Raw genomic sequence first — 23,985 nt, 5'->3', positions numbered from 1 at the left:
GTGAGCGGCGGCCTCAATACCTACATAAACCGAGGAGACAACGATGAAACGCATCATCCGGGCCCTGCTGCCCGCCGCAATACTGCCCGCTGCCCTGCTCTTCCCCTTCACCGCCCAGGCGCAGGCCCAGGACGAGCTGAAGATAGGCGCCCTGGTGACGCTTTCGGGCCCCGGCGCGGCATGGGGCCAGGCCATGCTCTACGCCGCGCAGTTCGCCGCGGACGACGTCAACAGTCAGGGCGGCCTGGAGGTCGGCGGCAAGCGCTACAAGGTCGTCGTCATCCCCTACGACGACAAATACCAGTCCGGCGAGGCCGTCACCGCGGCCAACCGCCTGGTCACGGACGACAAGGTCAAGTACATCATCGGCCCCATGGGCTCGGCGCCCACGCTGGCCGTGCAGCCCATCACCGAGCGCAACAAGATCATCGTCCTGGCGCTCGGCTTTACCGCCAAGGCCCTGAGCCCGGAAAAGCCCTATTCCTTCCGCCCCAACCTGACCACCGAGGAAACCTCGTATCCCGCCGTCGCCTGGATGGTGAAGCATTTCAAGCTGAAGAAAGTCGGCGCCATGTTCCCCAACGATGAAACCGGACAGCAGATGTCCGGCGACCTGGACAGGGCCTACACCAAGGCGGGCGCCGCGCTGTCGTCTAAGGAAACCTTCGAACGCGGACGGGTGGATATGGTGCCCCTGCTGACCCGCATGATGGCTTCCGGCATCGACGCCATCGACCTGAACGGCGACCCGCCGGACATGGCCGGCCTGATCGTCAAGCAGGCGCGCGAACTCGGCTTCAAGGGCCCCATCGTACGCAATGGCGGTCCGGGCACGCCGGAAATCGTCGCGGTGGCCGGCAAGGCGGCAGAGGGCGTCATGGTCAGCTCGCTGACCGACTCCGGCAACCAAGCGGTGAACGCCTACGCCAAGCGCTACCAGGACAAGTACAAAAGGAAGATGAACGGGTTCAGCCCCGCCTTCTATGACGGCACGCACATGCTGTTCGTCGCCATGCAGAAGGCAGGCACCGTCACCGACACGCAGCGCGTCCGAGAGGAACTCGAACGCATCAAGGACTACAAGGGCATCCAGGGCACCCTGAACTGGACCGGCAAGGACAAGTACGGCATCAACCATCAAATGGATGCGCCCTTCTTCGTCTCGGAAATCAGGAACGGCGTGGAAGTCGTGCGCGCCGTCTGCAATGTCCAGGCTTGCGAAGACGCCAAGCAGTGAGCCCTGTATGAGCCTCTCGACCCTTCTTATCCAGGCGCTGGTCAACGGCGTCATCATCGGCCTGCTGTATCTGCTGATGGCGGTGGGCTTCACCATGGTTTTCGGCGTAATGCGTATCGTCAATTTCGCCCATGGGGAGTTCTACATGGTGGGCGCCTTCGCGTCCTATTTCTTCGTGACCCGATGGGAGCTGCCCTTCGTCGCGGCGGTGGGGCTGGCCTTCGTGGTGGCCCTCATCCTGGGGTGGCTGGTCGAGGAGGTCGTGCTCAAGCCCTTCCGCCATGACGAGCTGAACGGCATGATCGCCACCATCGGCCTGGCCATGGTCCTGCAGACCGGCGCCCTCATGCTGTACGGGCCGGAAACGCAGGTCATGCCGTCGGTCGCGGAGGGCGCGGTCTTCCTGGGCGGCGTCGCCCTGCCGATGTCGCGGCTTTATGTGGTGGTCTTCTCGGTGCTCGTGTTGCTGGGGCTCTATCTGTTCATCGGCCACTCCCGAACCGGCCGCGCGCTGCGCGCGGTCGTGCAGGATATGGAGATCGCCACCGCGCAGGGCATACGCGCTCGCGTCATGTACCCGCTGGGCTTCGGCATCGGGGTCGGACTGGCCGCCGTCGCGGGGGCGCTGATGGCGCCGCTGTTTTCGGTGTCGCCCTTCGTGGGCGCCACGCCCTTGCTGAAGGCTTTCATCGTGGTCATCCTCGGCGGGCTGGGCAGTATCCCGGGCGCGGCGCTGGCCAGCCTGATGCTGGGCATCGTCGAAAGCGTGGCCGGCACCTTCATGAGCAACAGCATCGCGGACATCCTGGTCTTCGCCCTGGTGATCGCCATGCTGCTGGTGCGGCCTTCCGGCCTGCTCGGACGCGCGGAGGCCTGACCATGAACGACACCAAAGTCTTCGTTCCGCCGTTGCGGCCCCAGCGCGGCGCCTGCGCCCGCACGGCCGCCAGGACCTGGGCGGGCGGCCTGGCGCTTGCCGTGCTGGCGATCGCGCCGCTGGCGCTGCGCGACCCCTTCTATCTGCACCTTGCGATCATGGTCTGCATCAACACGATCACGGTCAGCGGACTGTCGCTGCTGGCCCGTGCCGGCCAGCTCTCCCTGTGCCATGGCGCCTTCGTCGGCGTGGGCGCGTATATGGCGGTGCTGGCGGTGATGGGCCTGGGCCTGCCCTTTCCGGTGGGCGTGCTGGCCGCCATGGCGACGGCGGGCCTGACGGCATGGCTGCTGGGCGCCATCATGCTGCGCTTGACCGGCGTCTACTTCGTACTGGTGACCTTCGCGTTCGGCGAACTCGTCCGCCTGGTGCTGCTGGAGTGGGCCGATATCACCGGCGGCGCCAACGGCATCCCCGATATCGTCCCCGCCCGGCTGTTCGGCGTGGACCTGAACGAGAAATACGCCTTCTACGGCCTGGCGCTGACAGCGGTCGCAATCGTGCTGATGCTGCTGCACGCGCTGTACCGGTCGCCGGCCGGCCATGCCATCGACTCTGTCGGCGAAAACGCCAAGCTGGCAGAGGCGAGCGGCATCAGCGTACGCGGCACCCAGCTCTTCGCCTTCACGCTGGCCAGCGCCCTGGCGGGCCTGGGCGGCGCCCTGACGGCCCATTACCAGGGCTTCATCTCGCCCGAGTCCTTCAACATGCACCTGTCGGTGACGCTGATCATCATCATGGTGGTGGGCGGCCGCAAGGCGTTGCTGGGACCGCTGATCGGCGCACTCGTCATGACGCCATTGCCGGAGCTGTTCCGCGGGGCAGTCGAAAGCCAGAACATCTTCTACGGCGTCGCGCTCATACTCATGCTGCGCTTCCTGCCGGGCGGCCTGGCCAGCCTGGCCGGGCGCGCGAACAAAGCCGGGGAGCGCCCATGAAACCCATCCTGCAGGTGCGCGGATTGAGCAAGCGCTTCGGCGGTCTCAGCGCCGTCTCGGATCTCTCCTTCGACGTCGGCCCCGATGAAGTGGTCGGCATCATCGGGCCGAACGGCGCCGGCAAAAGTACCGCCTTCAACCTGATCAGCGGCGCGACGCGGCCCAGCGCGGGCAGCGTCGTACTGCGGGACCGCGACATCACCGGCCTGCCGCCCAGCGAGGTGGTCCGTCACGGCCTGGCGCGAACTTTCCAGTCGACCTCGGTCTATCCGGCCGCCACCGTCGCGGAAAACCTGTATCGCGGCGCGCTGTCGACCCTGCCGGGCAGCATTTGGACCCATGGCCTCGTGACGCCCGGGCTGCGCCGCTCGCTGGCCGGCATCGCCCGGCATGTCGAGGAAATCCTCGAACTGACCGGCTTGTCCGCGTACCGCGACACGCCCGCCGGCAGCCTGGCCTACGGATACCAGAAGAAGCTGGGCGTGGCCATCGGCATCGCCACGCGGCCCGCCCTGCTGCTGATGGACGAGCCGGCCGCCGGATTGAACGGAGAGGAATGCGCCGAATTCGGCCGCATGCTCAAGCAGCTGCAGCAGCAGCGCAAGCTGCCCATGCTGCTGGTCGAACACCACATGGCGCTCGTCATGGGGCTGTGCCATCGCATCGTCGTTCTGGTGCAGGGTCGCAAGATCGCCGAAGGCACGCCCGACGAAATCCGCGCCAACCCGGACGTCATCGAAGCCTATCTTGGAGCGCCTGACTATGCACACTCTTGAGGCCAAGGGAATCGCCGTGCGGTACGGGCCACTGCAGGCAGTGCACGATGTTTCGCTCACGGTCGGCAAGGGCGAGATCGTCGCGCTGGTCGGTTCGAACGGCGCGGGCAAGACTTCCACGCTGAAGGGACTGATGGGGTTGAAGCAGCTGGAACGCGGCACGCTGGCCTGGAACGGCGAGGCCGTGACTCACATGCCGGCGGCCGCGCGCGTGGCGCGGGGCATCTCGCTCTCGCCGGAAGGACGGCGCCTGTTCCCGCGCATGACCGTGCTGGAAAACCTGCAGGTGGGCGCGCACACCATACGATGCGCCACGACACGCCAGCGCGCCGTGGACGAAGTCTATGCCCTCTTCCCGCGCGTGGCGGAACGCCGCCGTCAGCTGGCAGGCTCGCTGTCTGGCGGCGAACAGCAGATGGTGGCCATCGGCCGCGCGCTGATGGCGCGGCCCAAACTCTTGATGCTGGACGAGCCCTCGCTGGGCCTGGCGCCGAAGATCATCGCCGAGATCGCCCACGCCATACAGAAGCTGAACCGCGAGACCGGCCTGTCCATCATCCTGGTCGAACAGAACGCCAACCTGGCCTTGCAACTGTCGCACCACGCCTATGTGCTGGAGCAGGGCCGCGTCGTCCGTCACGGGACGGGCGCGGAACTGCTGGCCGACGATCTTGTGCGCAAGTCCTATCTTGGCGCCTGAACCCTTATCCGCAGGACACTCCATGCAAACCAACCAGCTACCCCAATACGAGGTCTATGCGCTGCGCTTCGCCCGCATGCAGCGCCGCGCGTCGGAAAACTTCATCTTCCGCGATGAACACGACGGCGCCGTCGATATGGATTTCTTCGTCTGGCTCATCCGCGACGGGCGCAAGGCCATCCTGGTGGACACCGGCTTCGGCGACCGCAGCGCCACCGAACGCAGGCGCCCGCTGGACATCTGCCCCATCGAAGCCCTGCGGCATCTCGATGTCGATCCGGCCGACATCCGCGACGTGGTGATCACGCACCTGCACTGGGACCATGCCGGCAATCTGGACAAATTGCCGAACGCCACCTTCCATGTCCAGGATGCCGAAGCATCGTTCGCCACCGGCCGGTGCATGTGCCAGCCGGCGCTGCGCCGGGCCTTCGCCGTCGAAGACGTATGCGACTTCGTGCGCCGCGTGTACGAAGAGCGCGTCTGCTTCCACGATGGCGACGACGTCCTGGCGCCCGGCATCGAGCTGCTGCACGTGGGCGGCCACACCAAGGGCCTGCAGGCGGTACGCGTGCACACCGCAAGAGGCTGGGTGGTATTGGCTTCCGACGCGGCGCACTACTACGCCAACGTGACGCGCCGCATCCCCTTCCCGGTCGTGGTCGACGTCGAAGCGATGCTGACCGGCCATGCCAGGTTGCTCAAGAGCGCCGCATCCGTCGACCACTTCGTCCCCGGTCATGACCCGCTGGTGCTGGCGCGCTACCCCCGCCTGCCGGATCTTCCCGTGGAAATCGCCTGCCTGCACCGCGAACCGACACCCGCCTGATCGTCCGTCCTGACATCTGCCCCGCATAGTAGAGAAATCCATGCATAGCGCCTCCGTCCTGCCGCAGCCTTCCGCCAACCTGGCCCGCGCCATCGCCCAATTCGCCCACGGCCTGCGCCACCAAGACCTGCCCGACGCGGTGAAACGCAAATCGCAACACCACATCGTGGACGCCATCGGCCTGGCTTTCGCATCCCGCCACTTCCCTTTCGCGGCGCCGGGCCTGGCGGGATTCCGCGCCGCCGGCGCGCCCGGCGCGTCCACCGTAATCGGTAGCGCGGAAGGACTGCAGCCGCGCGATGCCGCACTGTCCAATGGCTACCTCATCCATGGCCTGGACTTCGATGACACGCACCCGGGCAGCATCGTGCACCCGACCGTGGCTTGCCTGCCCGCCGCCCTGGCGGTGGGCGAGTCCGCCGGCGCGACCTGGGGAGAACTGCTGGCGGCGTATGCGGCCGGGATGGAAACCGCCATCCGCATCGGCCGCGCCGTCAAGGGCGGCTTTCACCACACGGGTTTCCACGCCACCGGCATCGTGTCGCATTTCAGCTCTGCCGTGATCGCGGGCAAGCTGCTCGGACTGTCCGTCGACCAGATCGTGGCGGCCCAGGGCATCGCCGCCAGCACCGCGTCGGGCGTGCAGGTCTTCCTGGAAACCGGAGCCTGGACCAAGCGCATGCATCCCGGTTGGGGCGCGCTGGCGGGCATCACCGCGGCACAACTGGCGCAGGCCGGCTTCCACGGTCCGGACCGGCCCTATGAGGGCAAGTTTGCCTTGTTCGACACACATATGCAGGAACGGGCGGGCCAGGTGGATCCCGAATCCGTGCTGCTGGGATTGGGCCAGGATTGGACGCTGCTGGACACGTCCATCAAGCCATATCCGGTATGCCACTTCATCCACGGCTGCGCCGAAGCCGCGCTCTCCCTGCGCGCGCAGCTGCCCGACCCGGACCGGATCGAACGCATCGTCTGCGAGCTGCCCGAAGCCACCCTGCCCATCGTCGCGGAACCCCCCTCCGCCAAACGGATACCCCGATCCGACTACGAGGCCAAGTTCAGCGCGCACTTCGTGGTGGCCGCCTGCCTCGCACGGGGCCGCTTCACGCTGCTGGAGCTGGAGGACGCCAGCCTTGCCGATCCGCAAATCCTGGCCCTGGCGGCCAAGGTGGACTGCGTGAAACAGGCCGACACCAGCTTCCCGAAGTATTTTTCCGGCGCGGTGACGGTGCACAAGACCGACGGCGGCCGCGTGCATCACCACATCCCGATGAACCTGGGCAGCGGCGAGCGCGCCCTGGACCTGGACGACATCCTGGCCAAGTTCCGCGGCAATACGGCCCTGGTGCTTTCCGAGTCCCGCACCCAACAGGTATTGGACGCGTTGCTCTCGGCCCGGCCCGATACGCCGGTACGCGAAATCGCCCGTGCGCTGGCTTGACAGGGCCGGTGCCAGTCCGGCTATCCTGCGGTCCTCACGACAACGATAAGACGGCAGGGATGCCGCCCGCGCCCGGCCGGACAGGGACTGGAAGCGAGACAACATGGACATGAAGCAACTCCGCTACTTCGTCATGGTGGCGGAAGAACTCAGTTTCAGCCGCGCGGCCGAGCGCCTGCACATATCGCAGCCACCGCTCTCGCAGCACATCAAACTACTCGAAGAAGAGCTCGGCACGCGGCTGTTCAACCGGACGCGCCGCGAAGTAACGCTGACCGACGCGGGCGCCGTGTTCCTGCGCGAGAGCCGGCTCATCCTGAACCAGATGCGCACGGCCGTAGGGGCCACGATGCGCGCCGCGCAAAGCGACGCCGGCACCCTGCGCCTGGGTGTCGCGACCTCCGCCCTCTTCCATGTGCTGCCTGTCCTGATGTCCATGGTGAAGGCGTCGTTTCCGAACGTGGAAGTATCGGTGCGCGACATGCAGTCCCAGGACCAGGTGTCCGCGGTCAGCCATGGGTTGCTGGACATCGGCCTGGTGCATCGCCAGCCCGACCGTGACAAGCTGATGCATGCGCCCCTGTTCCGCGAGCACTATATGGCCGTACTGCCTGAAGGCCATCGCCTTGCGGGCTTGCCCGACTTCCAGTTGGCCGCGCTGGCTGACGAGCCCATGATCGCGCTGTCGCGCGAACACGGTCCCGCCGTGTTCGACGCCATCGTGGCGTCGTGCTACGAAGCCGGATTCAGCCCATCCTTCAAGCACACGGCGCGCAGCCCGTTGACGATTTTCCAGATGGTGCGGCTGGGATTCGGCGTCGCCCTGGTGCCGCGCTCGTATGCCGCCAGCGCCTATCCCGGCGTGTGCTTCCGCGACCTTCCGCCCACCGCCGGCAAGGTGCATATGGAAGCGATCTGGAGCGAGAAGCATGCTTCCGAACTGACGCTGAAAATCGCCCGCCAGATCTTTCCCAAGCTGCATCCCGACGGCGCCGCCCGGGCTTGCGGCACGGCGCCTGAAGCGCGGCGTTTCCCTATAACTGAAGGTCAGAAACAGTATTAGACCCACGAATTCCGGATCCCTACACTTCCTGGGCTGCCTCGATGCGGCAAGGCCGGTGGCCAAGGCGCAAGCGCCACGCCAAGCCGCCTCAATATCAGGAGACGAATGTGATCCAGAAGTACCAGCTGTACATGGAGGGGCGCCGCGTCGCGCCCGCCGCCGGCCGCATGCTGCCCAGCACCAATCCCTATACCGGTGAAGTGTGGGCCGAAATCCCCGATGCGGACCAGCACGATGTGGCGCGGGCCGTCGCCGCCGCCAACCGCGCCTTCGAACATGAATGGCGCCATACCGCCGGCATCAAGCGCGCCGCGCTGATGATCAAGCTGGCCGGGCTGATCGAGCGCGATGCGGACCGCATGTCGCGCATCGAAAGCACCGACAACGGCAAGATCATCCGCGAAACCCGCCCGCAAATGCTGTGGGTGGGACGCCAGCTGCGCTATTTCGCGGGCTATGCCGACAAGCTTTTCGGACAGCAGGTGCCGGTGGACCAGGCCGATGTGCTGGACTACCTGTCCCTGGAACCCTACGGCGTCGCGGCCCTCATCACCGCATGGAATTCGCCCCTGGCCTTGCTGGCCAACAAGTTGGCCCCGGCACTGGCGGCCGGCAATTGCGTCGTGGTCAAGCCGTCGGAGCACGCATCCGCGTCCACGCTGGAATTCGCCTCCCTGGTGGAAGAAGCCGGGTTTCCCCCAGGCGTCTTCAACGTCGTGACCGGCGGCGCCGAAACCGGGCGCGCCTTGGTCGAGGATCCAGGCGTCAACCTCGTCAGCTTCACCGGCAGTCCTGGGGTGGGACGGGAGATCGCGGCCATGGCCGGCCGGCGCCTGGTCCCCGTCAAGCTCGAACTGGGCGGCAAGTCTCCCAACATTGTTTTCGATGACGCGGATCTGGACCGCGCCGTGGTCGGCGCCCTGGCGGGCATCTTTGGCGCCACCGGCCAGACCTGCGTGGCGGGCTCGCGCTTGCTGGTGCAGCGCGGGGTGCTGGACGAGGTCACGCAACGCTTGTCGGCGCGCGCCGCGCAAATACGCATGGGCGATCCGCTGGATCCGGCGACCGAAATGGGCACCGTCGCCAACGAACCGCAATTCCGCCGCATCCTGGCGGCCATCGAACAGGCCCGGTCGCAGGGTGCGCGGCTGGTCACCGGCGGCGCCCGCGCCGAAGGGCCTGGGCTGCAATCCGGCTATTTCATTCAGCCCACCATCTTCACCGACGTGGACAACGCCAGCCAGCTCGCCCAGGAAGAGATATTCGGGCCGGTGCTGGCCATCATCCCTTTCGACACCGAGGATGAAGCCATCCGGCTGGCGAACGCCAGCCGCTATGGCCTGGCCGCGGGCCTGTGGACGCGCGACCTGTCGCGCGCCATGCGAGTATCGCGCGCCATGCAGGCGGGCTCCGTCTGGGTAAACACCTATCGCGCGTTGGCTGCACAGGCGCCATTTGGGGGCTTCAAGGAATCCGGCATCGGGCGCGAGCGCGGCGAGGCCGGGCTGCGCGAATACCTGACCACGCGCAACGTGATGATCGACTATTCCACCGAGGTTCGCGATCCCTTCGCGATCCGGACCTGACCCCGGCAGAGGTCCATAACAAGACGAGAGGAGACAAACATGAAGCAGGAACGAAACGGCCGCGAATCCGTGCGGCGCGGCCGCGACGGCGCGGCAAGGCCCGGCGCGACACGGCGCGCCCTGATCGCCGCGGCTTGCATGGCGGCGGTGGTGGGCACCGGCGCCGCCGCCGCTGCCCCGGCCGATTACCCGTCCGAGCCCATCTATCTGGTGGTTCCCTTCCCGCCGGGCGGATCGGTGGACACCGTCGCGCGCGTCATCGCGCCACGGCTCGAAGCATCGCTGGGCCAACGCCTCGTGGTCGAGAACCGCGGTGGAGCCAACAGCGTGATCGGGGCGCAGCACGTCAGGCAGGCCAAGCCGAACGGCTATACCATTCTGCTGAACGCCTCGCTGCAGGTCGCCAATCCGGTGCTGCTGCGCACCGCCACCTACGACCCGATCAAGGACTTCGTTCCCATCAGCGAGATCGGCGCGCTGCCGCAGATCGTGGTGGTGAAAAAAGACAGCCCATACAAGACCGTGGCGGACCTGGTCAATGACGCGCGCAAGCGTCCGGGCGAACTGACCTGGGCGACCGCCGCCTTCGGCGCGGCCGGACACCTGGCCTGCGAACTCGTCAACGTCCAGGCCGATATCAAAATGCCGGTCATCCCGTACAAGGGCGGCGGACCGGCCCTGGTGGACGTGATGGGCGGCCACGTCACCGCCATGATCGAACCGATGGCTTCGGCCTATCCCCACGTCGAATCGGGCCGCCTGCGCGCGCTGGCCGTAACCAGCGCGCAGCGTCTGCCCTCGCTGCCAGACCTGCCGACCGTGGCCGAAAGCGGATTCCCGGACTACGACATGCCCAGCTGGTATGGCCTTTGGGCGCCGGCCGGCACGCCGCAACCCATCGTCGATCGGCTGTATCAGGCGGTGGACCAGGCCTTGAAAGATCCCGCTGTGGCCAAGCGGCTGGCGGCAATCTCCTTCATGCCGATTGCCTCCACCCCCGCCGAATTCGCCAAGTTTCAGGCCGGCCAATTGGCCCAGTACCGCAACCTGATATCCAAGGCCAACATCAAGGTCGATGACTGAACGTCATCCCGGGGCGATCCCGGCATCGGGATCCCTGGGGGACGCGTACTCGGCAATCGCCGCACAGCGATCCATATCCATAGAACGGAAGGTCAATCATGCATGACTACAAGAGTCTCGGCTTTGTCGGCCTGGGAGTGATGGGCGAGCCCATGTGCAAGAACCTCGTGCGCAAATCCGCGCTGCCGGTGCACGTCTTCGACATGAACAACGACGCGGTCGGCCGCGTGGTCGAAACCGGCGGCATCGCCGCGAAGTCCGCGCGCAGCGTGGCCGAGAACGCCGACGTGGTCTTCCTGTCGCTGCCGTCCATAGATCAGGTCGAAACGGTGACGCGGCAGATGCTGGGCGCATCCGCCAAGCCGCGCATGATCGTGGACATGAGCACCAGCGACGTGGCCAGGACGCGCGCACTGGCGCGCGAAGTCAACGCGGCGGGCGTGGCCTATGTGGACGCGCCGGTGGCGCGAACCGCGGAAGCCGCGCAGAAAGGTACGCTGATGATCAGCGTCGGCGGCGATGAGCGGGATTTCACGGCGCTCAAGCCCTTGCTGGACTGCATGGGTTCGGACGTGCTGCATTGCGGCCCGCTGGGCAGCGGACAGATTCTGAAGATCCTGAACAACATGATGGTCTTCATGACGGTGAATGCCTTGTCGGAAGTCTTGACCATCGGCCGCCGCGCCGGCATGGATGGCGAGAAGCTGCTGCAGCTGCTGTCCCAGGGATCGGGCGACAGCTTCGCGCTGCGCAACCATGGCATGAAATCGCTGGTGAAAGACCAGTTCCCCGAAAAGGTCTTCCCGACGGTCTATGCGATCAAGGACGCCAGCCTGGCGCTGGCGCTGGCCAAGGAAGGCGGCTTCCAGCCGCGCATTGCGCAATACACGTACGACATGCTGTGCCACACGCGCGATGCGGGCTACGCGCAGAACTACCATCCGGCCGTCATCCAGCTGATCGACGGCCGGGTCAAGGTCGCGGCGACGGGCCCCACGGTAGCGGCGAGCGGCACGGCGGCCGCGGCATGAATTTGCGCGCCAAGCGCTGGCCGGCATAAGCGTGGCGCCGGGCACGCAGCGGCATAAGTAGCGAGCGGATAAGCCAAGCCGGATAGGCAAACCGAACAAATAACCCGGTCTCGCGGCTCAAGAAAACGCCGCAATGGGTCTTCCGACGACGAAGGCCAGGGACAGCTCGCGCATTTTTTCGGCGACGAAGATGGAGACAACGATGCGTATGAAAACCCTGTTCTGTGTGCTGGCGCTGGCTATTGCGCCCGCCGTCCAAGCCCAGACCTATCCCGCCGGGCCGGTGAAGGTGGTCGTCCCCTTCGCGGCCGGCTCTTCCACGGACCTGATCGGCCGCGAGGCCGCGCGGGTGCTCAGCGAAGGCCTGCACCAGTCCTTCGTGGTCGAAAACCGTCCGGGAGCGCAATCCACCATCGGCGCCTCCGAGGTGGCCCGCGCCAAGCCCGACGGCTATACCTTGCTGATCGGCAGCAATACGTCGATCGCCGCGGCGCCCTTTCTGCTGAAATCGGTCCCGTACAAGCCCTTGACCGACCTGCAGGCAGTGGCGCGCATCGGGGCGGTGCCCTTTGTTCTGGTCGCCCGGGCGGACCTGCCCGTCGATACGCCGCAAGCCTTGATCGACTACGGCCACCAGCATCCCGGCAAGTTGAACTGGGGCTACGCCAACGCCGCGAACCAGGCCGCGGCGGCGATGATGACGTACACCTCGAAGATGGACACCGTGGCCGTGCCCTACACCAGCGTGCCGCAGATGGTCGTCGACATGCTGGGCCACCGGCTGGACTTCGGCATTATCGACACAACCAATGCCGGGCCCCAGGTCGCGGCCGGCAAGCTGCGCGCACTTGCCGTGACCAGCGGCCAACCGTTGCAGCAATTCCCCGGCGTACCGCCCTTGGGCGATACCCTGCAAGGCTATGAGCTGCTCGGCTGGTATGGCGTGTACGCGCCCGCGAAGACGCCGCCGCAGATTGTCGACACCCTGGCCAAGGTATTGATCAAAGGCATGGACAGCCCAGAAACCAAGGCCCGCCTGGCAAAGGCCGGCCTGATTCCCTATCCTGCCGGTCCGGAAGAACTGGCCCGCTTCGGCCAGCTGGAAACCGACAAGTGGGCGCGCATGGTAAAGGCCGCCGGCATACAACCGGAGTGACAAAACCAAGCAGCCCCGCCCGGATCAACCGGCGCGGGGCTTTTCTGCTGGCGCATCTTTGTGGCGGCGCGTCCGATATGGCTTACATCCGCGGCGTTCTAGCGCGCGGGCATGGGCGCAAGTGGCGCCCATGCGGGTGCGGGAATGAACTCCGTGGTGTCTTCCGGCACGGTCTGGCCGAAACGGTTGCGCACCCAGTCCTCGCGCGCCTGCTCGATGCGGTCGCGGCGGCTCGATACGAAATTCCACCACAGGTAGCGGGGACCATCCAGCGGTTCGCCGCCCAGTACCGCCACGCGCGCTGCCGACGAGGCCTTCAGCGTCACCGGCTTGCGCGGTGCGAACACGATCAAACGGCCGGATCCGAAGCGCTGGCCGTCGATCTCCACTTCGCCGCGCGCGATATAAGCGGCCCGTTCCTCATATTCCGCGTCCAGCTGCAGGCGCGCGCCGGCGTTCAGCGCGACGTCGCCCAGGAACAGCGGCGACAGCGTGCGCACGGACGACGTTCGTCCGAACAGCGAACCCGCCACGATCTGCGCCCGGACACCCTCGCCTTCCATCACCGCCTGCGCGTCGCGGTCGTAGTGCACGAAGCCGGGATCGGTTTCCTCGTGGCTGGCCGGCAGCGCCACCCAGGACTGCAATCCGGCCAGCGGCTGCGCCCGGGTGCGGCTCTCGACTGACGAACGCTCGGAATGCACGATGCCGCGGCCCGCCGTCATCCAGTTGACCTCGCCTGGCAGAATGGTGCGCACATTGCCCGCGCCGTCGCGGTGCACGATGGCGCCTTCATACAGGTACGTCACAGTGGATAGGCCGATGTGCGGATGCGGACGCACGTCGATGCCGGCGCCGGCCGCAAGCATGGCCGGGCCCATTTCATCCAGGAAAACGAACGGTCCCACGGTACGGCGTTCGCGCGACGGCAACGCGCGCCGCACCTCGAAGTTGCCGATATCGCTGGTGCGCGGAATCACCACGGATTCGACGGACGAAGGAAGCGGCGGTGTGAGCTGGGACATGGTGTGCTCCCTGGGATTGCGGTGGACGAGCATGGGACGTTTTCAATCGGCCTGGGCGTTCGGCGACGGCGGCGCAGGCGCCCGGCGCCCGCCCGCGAATGCAGGCGGACGCAGACCAATCATCACGGTAAATCGAAAACCAGGACTTCGGCGCCTTCGCCTTGTTCCAGCACGATTTCCTTTTCCTCTTCCACGGCCACCGCGTCGCCGGCCACCAGCGCCTTGCCGTTTACGGTCACCTTGCCGCGGGCGACATGGATCCACGCACGCCGGCCGGCATCCAGCGCGAGCGCCGCCCTTTCATCGCCGTCGAACAAGCCCGCATACAGGCGCGCATCCTGATGGATCAGGACCGAACCGTCCCGCGCATCCGGCGACGCCACCAGGCGCAGGCGGCCGCGCTTGTCGGCTTCCTCGAAGCGCTTCTCTTCGTAGCTGGGATCGATACCCGTCACATTGGGCTCGATCCAGATTTGCAGCAGGTGCGTGCCGTGGTCCGGCTGAGGGTTGAACTCCGAATGCAGCACGCCGCGTCCCGCGCTCATCCGCTGCACGTCGCCCGGGCGGATGGTCGAGCCATTGCCCATGCTGTCCTTGTGCGCGACCGCGCCGTCCAACACATAGGTAATGATTTCCATATCCCGATGGCCGTGCGTGCCGAAGCCGCGGCCGGCGGCGATCAGGTCGTCGTTGATCACGCGCAGCGGACCGAAACCCATGTGGCGGGGATCGTAGTAGTTGGCGAAGGAAAACGTATGGTGGCTCTTGAGCCAGCCGTGGTCGGCGTATCCGCGTTCTTCACTGCGGCGCAGGGTAAGCATGTTGTTGGCTCCCGGTCGATGTTGTCGATGAACGTCATTCTGCGCCGGCGCGCCGCCCTTGCGGACCCGCCGTATTGAAGACATCATTCAAGAAATTTGAATGCCCGCCGCGTACCCATGCCCAAATCCCACCCGGCGTCGGCCACCGACGCATTGCTGACCCCCGAATTGCTCCTGCTCGTGGACGCGATCGCGCGCCACGGCAGCTTCGCCAAGGCGGCGCGCGAACTCGGCAAGGTGCCCTCGGCGGTCACCTACACCATACGCAACCTGGAAGACCGGCTGGACGTGCTGCTTTTCGACCGCAGCGGCCATCGCGCCGTGCTGACGCCCGCGGGCGAGGCGCTGCTGGAGGACGGACGGATCCTGCTCAAGTCGCTGGAGGACCTGACCCGGCGCGTGCGCCGCATCGCCACGGGCTGGGAGCCGGAACTGCGCATCGCCGTGAACGGCGTGCTGCCCTGGCCGCCGCTGCATGACCTGATCGAAGAATTCCAGCAGCTGGGCAGCGGCACCAAGCTGCGTTTCTCGCATGAGGTGCTGAGCGGGGCCTGGGACGCGCTGACCAGCGGGCGGGCCGACCTGCTGATCGGCGGCGACGCCGCCCACGCGCCGGGCGGCCGCTTTGCCGCCAGGCCGCTCGGCGAAGTGCGGCTGGCCTTTTGCGTGGCGCCGCACCACCCCCTGGCGTCCATCGACCGCCCGCTGACGCCCGAGGACATCGGCGCGTACTGCGCGGTCGTGGTGGCCGACACCTCGCGCGCCCTGGCACCGTTGACGCGCGGCCTGCTCGACATGCAGGAGCGCGTGGTCATGCCGACGATGCAGGCCAAGATCGATGCGCAGATCCGCGGCGTCGGTTGCGGGTACGTGCCTCGCATTCTGGCCAGGCCCTATCTGGACCAGGGCCTGCTGGTGGAAAAGGCCACCCGCGATGGCGAAATCTGCGAGCGGCAGGTCTGTGCCTGGCGCGCGCCCGCACGCGGCGAAGCGCTGAAGTGGTGGATCAGGAAGCTGGAATCCGAGCGCCTGCGCGCCTGCCTGACGGACAGCCCGTGGGCCGAGGAAGCGCGAGCGGACAGCCTGCCGGCGGACCGGTCGCGCGGGCGCGGCGCCGACCGGCGGCGTCAAGGCGCCTGAACGCGCGGCTGCCGGCCGCGCTGCGTCACTCGTCGTCGATGCCCAGGTCGCGCAGCTTGCGCGTAATGGTATTGCGGCCGATACCCAGACGGGAAGCGGCCTCCACGCGCCGGCCGCGGCTGGCCTCCAGCGCGCTCTGCAGCAGGATGCGCTCGAATTGCCGCGTCAGCGTCGCCATAATGGCGGGCTCGCCGCGGTCCAGCCGGTGCTGCGCGTCGCGCAGTAGCGACTCCTGCCAGTTCTCGCCGGGCGAAGCCGCCGTGCCCGATTCCCCCGCCGGCCCCGCCGATTGTCCGGACGGGCGCGCGACGGCCTGGCTGCCCTGGTGATCCATGGCGCGGATTTCGGGCGGCAGATCGGCGGGTTCGATGGTCTGGCCCGGCGCCATCACCGTCAGCCAGTGGCAGAAGTTCTCCAGCTGGCGCACATTGCCCGGAAAGTCGAAGCGCGTCAGCGCCGCCAGCGCCTCGGGCGTCAGCCGCTTGACCGGCACGCCCAGCTGCCGCGCGCTCTGCGTCAGGAAATGCTGCGCCAGGGCGGGAATGTCTTCCACGCGCTCGCGCAGCGGCGGCAAGCGCAGACGGATCACGTTCAGGCGGTGGAACAGGTCTTCGCGGAACAGCCCCTGCTCCACGCGTTGCTCCAGCGGCTGGTGCGTAGCCGCCACGATGCGCACGTCCACCCGCACGGGCTGCGCGCCGCCCACGCGGTAGAAGCTGCCTTCGGCCAGCACGCGCAGCAGGCGCGTCTGCAATTCGATCGGCATATCGCCGATTTCGTCCAGGAACAACGTACCGCCGTGGGCTTCCTCGAAGCGGCCGCGCCGCAAGGTATTGGCGCCCGTGAATGCGCCCCGCTCGTGGCCGAACAATTCCGCTTCCAGCAGATCGCGCGGTATCGCCGCCGCGTTCAGGGCGACGAAGGGGCCGTTGGCGCGCGCGCCGTGACCATGCAGCGCGCGGGCCACCAGCTCCTTGCCGGTGCCCGACTCGCCCGTAATGAGCACCGTCACCTTGGACTGCGCCAGCCGGCCGATCGCGCGGAAAATCTCCTGCATCGCCGGCGATGCGGACTGGGTCATCATCCAGCGCTCGGAGCCGTTTTCGCCCGGGGCGGCCGCCGCCTCGCCGGCCTGCGAATCAGCCGACTCATGAGCGGCGCGCTGGATCAGGGCTACCGCCTCGTTGACGTCGAACGGCTTGGCCAGGTAATCGAAGGCCCCGCCCTGAAAGGCGGAAACCGTGCTGTCCAGGTCGGCGAAGGCCGTCATCACGATGACCGGCAAGGCCGCATGACGCTCCTTGATCTGGCGCAGCAGGTCCAGGCCGTTGCCGCCCGGCATCCGGATATCGGAAACCAGCACCGCCGGCGTCTCCGTCTGCAGCGCGGCCATTACGTCGCCGGCCTCGGAGAAGCTTCGCGTATTCATGCCGGCCCGCGCCAGGGCTTTTTCAAGCACCCAGCGGATGGCCTGGTCGTCGTCTACGATCCATACGGGTTTCATGCGGTGTCCATCGGCAATACCAGGCGGAACTCGGTGTGCCTGGGTCGTGATTCGAATTCGATGATGCCGCCGTGCTGTTGCACGAAGTCCTGCGCCAGGCTCAGGCCCAGACCCGTGCCGCCGGGGCGCGCGGTAACCAGCGGATGGAAGATGCGGTCCCGGATATGTTCCGGCACGCCGGGTCCGTTGTCGATAATGGAAAGCACAGCCGCCAGGCGATGCTGCCGGTGCGCCAGCATCACGCGCCGCGCGACACGGGTGCGCAGCACGATCTGCGGCGGCGGCACGTCTTCGCCCGCGCCTTGCATGGACAGTTCCTGCGCCGCGTTGCGTGCGACGTTGAGGACGGCCTGCATGAGGCGCGCAGCGTCCCCCTGAAGGTCCGGCATCGAGGCGTCGTAGTCGCGCACGATCGCTACGGCGTCGCGGAATTCGGCCTGGATCAGCGCGCCGACGCGTTCGCAGATTTCATGGATATTGACCGGTCGCGCGTGCAGCGGCACGCGCTGCGGTCCGATCAGGCGGTCGACCAGCGCCTGCAGGCGATCGGCCTCCGAAATGATGACCTGGGTGTATTCGGCCAGCGCCGGGTCAGGCAGCTCGCCTTCCAGCAGTTGGGCCGCTCCGCGCAGTCCGCCGAGCGGATTCTTGACCTCGTGGGCCAGATTGCGCAGCAATTGCCGATGGGTTTCGATCTCGTCGAACAGACGGTGATTGCGATCGGCCAGCACGCGCTGCTCGATTTCGCGGGCTTCGATCAGAACCGGCCATTCCTGGCCCATCAGCGCGACGGTGGTGACTGCCACGCTGACCGATTCCGCGCCCCGCCGCAGCGAAGCGAGCTGGCGGGCGTCGGCGAAGTTGCCGGCGTTGGCCTGGTCGATGGAAGACTGCAGCGCCTCGCGGTCGTCGAACAAGCCAGCGGCCGCCTGCCCCATCAACTGGCGGCGCGACCGGCTGAACAAATCTTCGGCCGCCGCGTTGGCATGTACGACAAACCCCTGCTCGTTGACCAGTAGAACCGCTGTCGCGAGCAGATCGAAGGCATCCACATTCATCGTTGTCACCCGGGGCGGTTGGTAGGCGGACCGGCAACCCGGTCCGCCCGTGGGACCCGCCGGCGCAAAGGAAGCAAAGCTTCCTTCACCGCCGGCAAGCCCCCGCTGCACCCGGGAAATCAGCCGTGAATCACAGGCTGTAATACATGTCGAACTCGACCGGGTGCGTCGTCATGCGCAGACGCTGCACTTCCTGCTCCTTCAGGGCCAGGTAGCCATCGAGCATGTCGTCGGTGAAGACGCCGCCGCGGGTCAGGAACTCGCGATCCTTGTCCAGCGCTTCCAGGGCCTGCTCGAGCGACGCGCAGACGGTCGGGATCTTGGCGTCCTCTTCCGGCGGCAGGTCGTACAGGTTCTTGTCGGCCGGGTCGCCCGGATGGATCTTGTTCTGCACGCCGTCCAGGCCGGCCATCATCAGGGCCGAGAAACACAGGTACGGGTTGGCCAGGGGATCCGGGAAGCGGGTCTCGATACGGCGGGCCTTGGGGTTGCCGACGTACGGAATGCGGATCGACGCCGAGCGGTTGCGCGCCGAGTACGCCAGCTTGACCGGCGCCTCGAAGTGCGGCACCAGGCGCTTGTACGAGTTCGTGCCGGGGTTGGTGATGGCGTTCAGGGCGCGGGCGTGCTTGATGATGCCGCCGATGTAGTACAGCGCGAACTCCGACAGGCCGGCGTAGCCGTTGCCCGCGAACAGGTTCTGGCCGTCCTTCCAGATCGACTGGTGCACGTGCATGCCGGAACCGTTGTCGCCGACCACGGGCTTGGGCATGAAGGTCGCCGTCTTGCCGTAGGCATGCGCCACGTTGCGGATCACGTACTTCATGATCTGGTTCCAGTCGGCGCGCTTGACCAGCGTGCTGAACTGGGTGCCGATCTCGAGCTGGCCCGGGGCGGCCACCTCATGGTGGTGCACTTCGACGGGCACGCCCTGCTGCTCCAGCAGCAGGCACATTTCCGAACGCATGTCCTGGAAGGAATCGACCGGCGGCACGGGGAAGTACCCGCCCTTGATCAGGGGGCGGTGGCCCATGTTGCCGCCTTCGAATTCCGTGCCGGTGGACCAGGGGGCCTCTTCCGACTTGATCTTCACGAAGGTGCCCGACATGTCGGTGTTCCACGTCACGCCGTCGAACACGAAGAATTCGGGCTCCGGACCGAAGTAGGCGGTGTCGCCGATACCGGAGGACTTCAGATAGGCCTCGGCGCGCTTGGCGAGCGAACGGGGATCGCGGGAATAGCCCTTCATGTCCGAGGGTTCGACGACGTCGCAGGTGATGACCAGCGTCGTCTCTTCCATGAACGGATCGATACGGGCGGTGTCGGCGTCGGGAATCAGCAGCATGTCGGACGCTTCGATGCCCTTCCAGCCAGGGATCGACGAACCGTCGAAAGCATGGCCGCTTTCGAACTTGTCTTCATCGACCGTGCGGGCCGGCACCGAGACGTGGTGCTCGCGGCCGGCGGTATCGGTGAACCGGAAGTCGACGAACTTGACCTCGTTCTCAGCAATCTGTTTCAGGACTTCTTGTGGGCTTGCCATGTCATCTCCGTTGAATAAAGGTCGAGTGCTGCAACTCGACTGGCACTGGCATTAGAAGCAACATCCATGCCACATTTTCCCCTGGGAATCCCGAAGGGTGAATACGCGCTTGCGCACCGTTATAGTGCATTTTCTGGGGCTGCGCCGTTCCAACTTGGTGCATCAGCGCAGAAACAGTGCTTGCAGGTCGTTCAGGAACGCCCAACCCTGGGGCGTGGCGCGCAGCCGGGTCGGGTCCGGATCCAGCAGGCCCTTGTTGACCGCCGCCTCCAATTGGTGCGCGATCGTGGCCAGCGACAGCCCCGTGCGCTCGGCGAAATGCGTCGCCGGAACCCCGTCCTTCAGGCGCAGCGCATTGAGCATGAATTCGAAAGGCAGCTCATCGGCGCCGACCTGGCGCGATTCGGCAATGTGCGAACCGTCCCGGGCCAGGGCCGCGGCCATCCAGCGCTCGGGGTTGCGGGTGCGCGCCTCGCGCACGATGCGGTCGTGGAACGAAAGCTTGCCGTGGGCGCCAGGACCGATGCCCAGGTAGTCGCCGAATTCCCAGTAGTTCAGGTTGTGGCGGCAGCGCGCGCCGGCGCGTGCGTAGGCCGAGACTTCGTAGCGCAGCAGGCCGGCTTCCGCGGCCAGCGCCTCTACCCGGTCCTGCATGGACGCCGCCGTGTCGTCATCGGGCACCTCGGGCGGGTACTTGGCAAAGACCGTGTTCGGCTCCAGCGTCAGGTGATACAGCGACAGATGCTCGGTGCCGTATGACAAGGCTTCCCGCACGTCCGCCTCGCACGCCTCCAGCGACTGGCCGGGCAAGGCGAACATCAGATCCAGGTTGACGCGCGGGACGGCGGCCTGCGCCATGGCGATCGCGCGCCGGGCCTGGCCGGCGTCGTGGATCCGCCCCAGCGCGCGCAACTGCGCATCGTCGAAGCTCTGGATGCCGAGCGACAAGCGGTTCACCCCGCTCGCGGCGTAGTCGCGGAAACGGCCGGCTTCCGCGGTGCCGGGATTGGCCTCCATCGTGATCTCGGCGTCCGGCCACAGATTCAGGTAGGCGCGCAGCATGGCGAGCAGCTCGTCCAGGCCTGCTGCGGACAGCAGGCTCGGCGTACCGCCGCCGATGAATACCGTGAAGACCTGACGCCCCCAGATGGCGGGCAGCGCCTGTTCAAGATCGGCGCGCAGCGCGTCAAGATAGGCCCGTTCGGGAATTTCGCCGGCGGCGGCGTGCGAATTGAAGTCGCAGTACGGACACTTGCGCACGCACCACGGCACGTGCACATAGAGCGACAGCGGCGGCAGGCTGGCCAGGCCGGAAGCGCCGCGCGGCGCCGGGACCGCCGAGGCCGCGGCGTGCCGGATAGGAATGGTGATCGGCATGATGAACCCCGGCCCAGGCCGTCAGCGCGCCCCGCCGTCCAGTTTTGCCAGCAGTTCGCGCAGGGCGCGGGCGCGATGGCTGACGGCATTCTTCTCCGCTGGCGCCAGTTCGGCGGCAGTGCGGCCCAGATCCGGCAACAGGAAATACGGGTCGTAGCCGAAACCGTGCTCGCCGCGCGGCGTGTCCACGATCTCGCCATCCCACACGCCTTCGCCGATCAGGGGGCGCGGATCGTCGGCCGACCGGACCAGCACCAGCACGGCCACGTAGCACGCGCGCCGGTCTGCATGGTCCCGCAGCTCGGCGATCAGGCGCGCATTGTTCGCGGCGTCCGATTTCTCGCCCCCCTTCAGGCTGGCGTAGCGGGCCGAATAGACCCCCGGGGCGCCGCCCAGCGCATCGACGCACAGCCCGGAATCGTCGGCCAGCGCGGGCAGCCCGGTCAGGCGGCTGGCATGACGGGCTTTTTCCAGCGCATTCTCGACAAACGTTCCATGGGGCTCGGGCGCCTCGGGGACGCCGAGCTGGCCCTGCGGAATCAGTTCAATCTCCAATGGATCGAAAAGCGCGGCGAACTCGCGCAGCTTGCCGGCGTTGCCGGAGGCAAGCACGACGCGGCCCAGAGGCCGGCGGGAGGAAACATTCATGACGGTGTAACGAAGGATGCCGCGCCAGGCGCAAACCGCTGAGGCCGGACGCAAACCGCTAGTGTATCGCCCGCGCGCGAGTCACAGATTGACACAGTTCCGCAATATGCGGCCCTCACCATACCGGGTCTTCATTCGATGCTCGAGTCATGCACGCGTCTGACCATCTCGCCGTCCCGCCCGCCGGCCGGGACGCGCCTCCCTCCCCGCCCGGGCTGTTGGACGACATTCTGCGCGCGAGGCGTCTGACTCCCCTTTTTCAGCCCGTGGTCGACCTGGCGCAAGGCCGGGTTCATGGCTACGAGAGTCTGATCCGCGGCCCGATCGACACCCAGCTTCACATGCCCGATGCGTTGTTCGGCGAAGCGCGGCGCCGGGGCGTCCATCCCCTGCTGGAACATGCCAGCGTGGCGCGCGGACTGCGCGGTTTCCAGGATAGCGTTGCGGCCGAGGGCGCCTATCTTTTCCTGAACATGTCCGCGTCGGCCCTGCTGCATTTCTGGGCCAAATGGGGCCCCTCGATGCCGATGCGCCTGCTGGACGGCGCCGACATCGAGCCCGCCCGTATCGTCATCGAATTGACCGAACACGATCCCGTCTGTCCGGACCTGCGCGTTCTGACCGAAATCTTCGGTGCGCTGCGCGCGCACGGCGTGCGTCTGGCGCTGGACGACTATGGTGTCGGCCATGCCAGCCTGCAGCTGTGGTCCGAAGCGCAACCGGATCTGGTCAAGATCGACCGCTACTTTTTCCAAGGCATCGCCCATGACGAGCGCCGGCAGAAGCTGGTGCGCGCGGTGCTGTCGGTCGCCCAGTGCCTGGGAACGCCGACCATCGCCGAAGGGATCGAAACGGCCGAGGACCTGGCGGTCGTGCGCGACCTGGGGATCCGGTATGCCCAGGGCTGGTTCCTGGGCCGTCCCGGCGAAGTCCTGGCCGCCGAACTGCCGGTTGCCGTGCGGCAGGTGCTCAGCCAGCGTGCGCCGTCCCGCACGCCGGCGCGCATGACGGGGGCCACCGCGGCCTCGCTGCGGGTGGATGCTCCGCCCGTTTCGCCCGGACGCCACACCAACGACGATGTGCACCGGCTGTTCGACGAGCGCAAAAGCCTGCATGCCGTAGCCGTGGTGGACGAGGACAACCGGCCTCTGGGCATCATCAACCGGCGCGACTTCACCGAGCACTATGCGCAACGCTACTCGCGGGAGCTGTTCGGCCGCGACCCCTGCACCACCTTCATGAACAACCAGCCCGTGCTGGTGGACGTGCACGCCTCCATCGACCAGTTGAGCCACGTCCTGGTGTCGGAGGATCAACGCTACCTGGTGGACGGCTTCATCATTACGCGCGACGGCTTCTACCATGGGCTGGGCACCGGCGAAGCGCTGGTCCGGTCGGTGACGGAGATGCGCATCGAGGCCGCCCGCTATGCCAATCCGCTCACGTCCCTGCCCGGCAACATCCCGATCAGCCAGCACATCGCCACCCTGCTCGATGGCGGGATCGATTTCGTCACCTGCTATTGCGACCTGAACTACTTCAAGCCGTTCAACGACGTCTACGGCTACTGGCGCGGCGACGACATGATCCAGTTGTGCGCCACGGTGATCCGCGCCCATTGCGATCCGCAACGGGATTTCGTCGGCCACGTTGGCGGCGACGACTTCGTCATCCTTTTTCGCAGCGCCGATTGGCGCGAACGCGCAGAACGCATCATCGCCGAATTCAACCGCGATGCCATCGCGCTGTACGACGACGCGGGACGCGCCCGCGGCGGCATCGAGGCCGAGGACCGCTATGGCGTCATGCGCGCCTTTCCCTTCGTCACGCTGAGTATCGGCGCCCTGCACGTGGCGCCGGTATCAGGCGTGCGCATCCGCCCCGAGGACATTGCCTCGGCGGCCGCCCGCGTCAAGCACCAGGTCAAGCACGGAAACGTTCCGCTCGTCGTCGAACCCTACCTGCCGGACGGGAACAGCCGCTGACGGTGCGGTAACGGCTGCCAGCGCTTGGGCCGGGCAGTATGCTGTCGAGGGTGAGCTTTCATTTGAAGCTTCCCTTGATCATGAACAGACCGCCCGGACCGGCG

The 23,985-nt window shown here is 66.7% G+C and carries 21 protein-coding genes; 14 read left to right on the top strand and 7 right to left on the bottom strand.

Annotated elements, in window-relative coordinates; genetic code table 11:
• The first annotated feature begins 43 nt into the window (after window positions 1–43).
• The 12 genes from CAL13_RS10330 (at window position 44) to CAL13_RS10275 (ending at window position 12,780) form a co-directional block, all read left to right on the top strand.
• Window positions 44–1,237, top strand: coding sequence for an ABC transporter substrate-binding protein (locus CAL13_RS10330; protein WP_086072309.1), 1,194 nt, complete (start codon window positions 44–46; stop codon window positions 1,235–1,237).
• Between the two features lie 7 nt (window positions 1,238–1,244).
• Window positions 1,245–2,114: a branched-chain amino acid ABC transporter permease gene (locus CAL13_RS10325; protein WP_086072308.1), complete on the top strand. Its 870-nt coding sequence runs from the start codon at window positions 1,245–1,247 to the stop codon at window positions 2,112–2,114.
• Between the two features lie 2 nt (window positions 2,115–2,116).
• Window positions 2,117–3,112, top strand: a complete 996-nt coding sequence (locus CAL13_RS10320) for a branched-chain amino acid ABC transporter permease (RefSeq protein WP_086072307.1) — start codon at window positions 2,117–2,119, stop codon at window positions 3,110–3,112.
• Window positions 3,109–3,888 (top strand): ABC transporter ATP-binding protein, encoded by a 780-nt coding sequence (locus CAL13_RS10315; protein WP_086072306.1) that lies wholly within the window; start codon window positions 3,109–3,111, stop codon window positions 3,886–3,888. Before CAL13_RS10320 ends, CAL13_RS10315 begins: the two co-directional genes overlap by 4 nt.
• A complete protein-coding gene (locus tag CAL13_RS10310) occupies window positions 3,875–4,588 on the top strand; it encodes an ABC transporter ATP-binding protein (RefSeq protein WP_086072305.1) in 714 nt (237 codons plus the stop codon). Before CAL13_RS10315 ends, CAL13_RS10310 begins: the two co-directional genes overlap by 14 nt.
• A 22-nt stretch (window positions 4,589–4,610) precedes the next feature.
• Window positions 4,611–5,417 carry an N-acyl homoserine lactonase family protein gene (locus CAL13_RS10305; RefSeq protein WP_086072304.1) on the top strand — a complete coding sequence of 269 codons (807 nt, stop codon included), beginning with the start codon at window positions 4,611–4,613 and terminating at the stop codon, window positions 5,415–5,417.
• 40 nt (window positions 5,418–5,457) lie between these two features.
• Window positions 5,458–6,861 (top strand): MmgE/PrpD family protein, encoded by a 1,404-nt coding sequence (locus CAL13_RS10300; protein WP_086072303.1) that lies wholly within the window; start codon window positions 5,458–5,460, stop codon window positions 6,859–6,861.
• Window positions 6,862–6,970: 109 nt separating this feature from the next.
• A complete protein-coding gene (locus tag CAL13_RS10295; RefSeq protein WP_232467804.1) occupies window positions 6,971–7,924 on the top strand; it encodes a LysR substrate-binding domain-containing protein in 954 nt (317 codons plus the stop codon).
• Window positions 7,925–8,031: 107 nt separating this feature from the next.
• Entirely contained in the window at window positions 8,032–9,510 is a 1,479-nt protein-coding gene (locus tag CAL13_RS10290) for an aldehyde dehydrogenase (RefSeq protein WP_332459904.1), read from the top strand.
• A gap of 39 nt (window positions 9,511–9,549) precedes the next feature.
• Window positions 9,550–10,593, top strand: a complete 1,044-nt coding sequence (locus CAL13_RS10285) for a Bug family tripartite tricarboxylate transporter substrate binding protein (RefSeq protein ID WP_086072300.1) — start codon at window positions 9,550–9,552, stop codon at window positions 10,591–10,593.
• 98 nt (window positions 10,594–10,691) lie between these two features.
• Window positions 10,692–11,624, top strand: a complete 933-nt coding sequence (locus tag CAL13_RS10280) for an NAD(P)-dependent oxidoreductase (protein WP_086072299.1) — start codon at window positions 10,692–10,694, stop codon at window positions 11,622–11,624.
• 202 nt (window positions 11,625–11,826) lie between these two features.
• On the top strand, window positions 11,827–12,780 hold the full coding sequence (locus CAL13_RS10275) for a Bug family tripartite tricarboxylate transporter substrate binding protein (protein WP_157664842.1): 954 nt from the start codon (window positions 11,827–11,829) through the stop codon (window positions 12,778–12,780).
• Window positions 12,781–12,878: 98 nt separating this feature from the next.
• Here the strand turns inward: CAL13_RS10275 and CAL13_RS10270 are convergent, their stop codons facing one another.
• Both CAL13_RS10270 and CAL13_RS10265 read right to left on the bottom strand, forming a co-directional pair.
• Window positions 12,879–13,805, bottom strand: coding sequence for a pirin family protein (locus tag CAL13_RS10270; protein WP_086073593.1), 927 nt, complete (start codon window positions 13,803–13,805; stop codon window positions 12,879–12,881).
• 122 nt (window positions 13,806–13,927) lie between these two features.
• Window positions 13,928–14,626 (bottom strand): pirin family protein, encoded by a 699-nt coding sequence (locus CAL13_RS10265; protein ID WP_086072297.1) that lies wholly within the window; start codon window positions 14,624–14,626, stop codon window positions 13,928–13,930.
• A gap of 117 nt (window positions 14,627–14,743) precedes the next feature.
• Here CAL13_RS10265 and CAL13_RS10260 point away from each other — a divergent pair, with 117 nt between their 5' ends.
• The gene (locus CAL13_RS10260) at window positions 14,744–15,766 is read left to right on the top strand and encodes a LysR substrate-binding domain-containing protein (RefSeq protein WP_086072296.1); all 1,023 of its coding nucleotides are present in this window, start codon (window positions 14,744–14,746) and stop codon (window positions 15,764–15,766) included.
• 25 nt (window positions 15,767–15,791) lie between these two features.
• Here the strand turns inward: CAL13_RS10260 and ntrC are convergent, their stop codons facing one another.
• The 5 genes from ntrC to rdgB form a co-directional block, all read right to left on the bottom strand.
• The gene (ntrC, locus tag CAL13_RS10255) at window positions 15,792–17,270 is read right to left on the bottom strand and encodes a nitrogen regulation protein NR(I) (protein WP_086072295.1); all 1,479 of its coding nucleotides are present in this window, start codon (window positions 17,268–17,270) and stop codon (window positions 15,792–15,794) included.
• The gene (gene glnL, locus CAL13_RS10250) at window positions 17,267–18,328 is read right to left on the bottom strand and encodes a nitrogen regulation protein NR(II) (RefSeq protein WP_086057318.1); all 1,062 of its coding nucleotides are present in this window, start codon (window positions 18,326–18,328) and stop codon (window positions 17,267–17,269) included. The genes ntrC and glnL overlap by 4 nt, the downstream gene beginning before the upstream one ends.
• Before the next feature lie 130 nt (window positions 18,329–18,458).
• Window positions 18,459–19,871: a type I glutamate--ammonia ligase gene (gene glnA / locus CAL13_RS10245; protein WP_086057317.1), complete on the bottom strand. Its 1,413-nt coding sequence runs from the start codon at window positions 19,869–19,871 to the stop codon at window positions 18,459–18,461.
• Between the two features lie 162 nt (window positions 19,872–20,033).
• Window positions 20,034–21,248, bottom strand: coding sequence for a radical SAM family heme chaperone HemW (gene hemW, locus CAL13_RS10240; RefSeq protein WP_086072294.1), 1,215 nt, complete (start codon window positions 21,246–21,248; stop codon window positions 20,034–20,036).
• 21 nt (window positions 21,249–21,269) lie between these two features.
• Window positions 21,270–21,896 carry an RdgB/HAM1 family non-canonical purine NTP pyrophosphatase gene (gene rdgB, locus CAL13_RS10235; protein WP_086072293.1) on the bottom strand — a complete coding sequence of 209 codons (627 nt, stop codon included), beginning with the start codon at window positions 21,894–21,896 and terminating at the stop codon, window positions 21,270–21,272.
• Between the two features lie 149 nt (window positions 21,897–22,045).
• On the opposite strand from rdgB, the gene CAL13_RS10230 reads away from it, so the two are divergent.
• Window positions 22,046–23,881, top strand: coding sequence for an EAL domain-containing protein (locus CAL13_RS10230; RefSeq protein WP_086072292.1), 1,836 nt, complete (start codon window positions 22,046–22,048; stop codon window positions 23,879–23,881).
• Window positions 23,882–23,985: the final 104 nt, after the last annotated feature.

The sequence above is a fragment of the Bordetella genomosp. 9 genome (assembly GCF_002119725.1).
In the GTDB taxonomy this organism is placed as follows: Bacteria; Pseudomonadota; Gammaproteobacteria; order Burkholderiales; family Burkholderiaceae_B; genus Bordetella_C.
The sequence above is the reverse complement of the archived record's forward strand: the minus strand, read 5'-3'. Positions and strand labels throughout refer to the sequence as shown.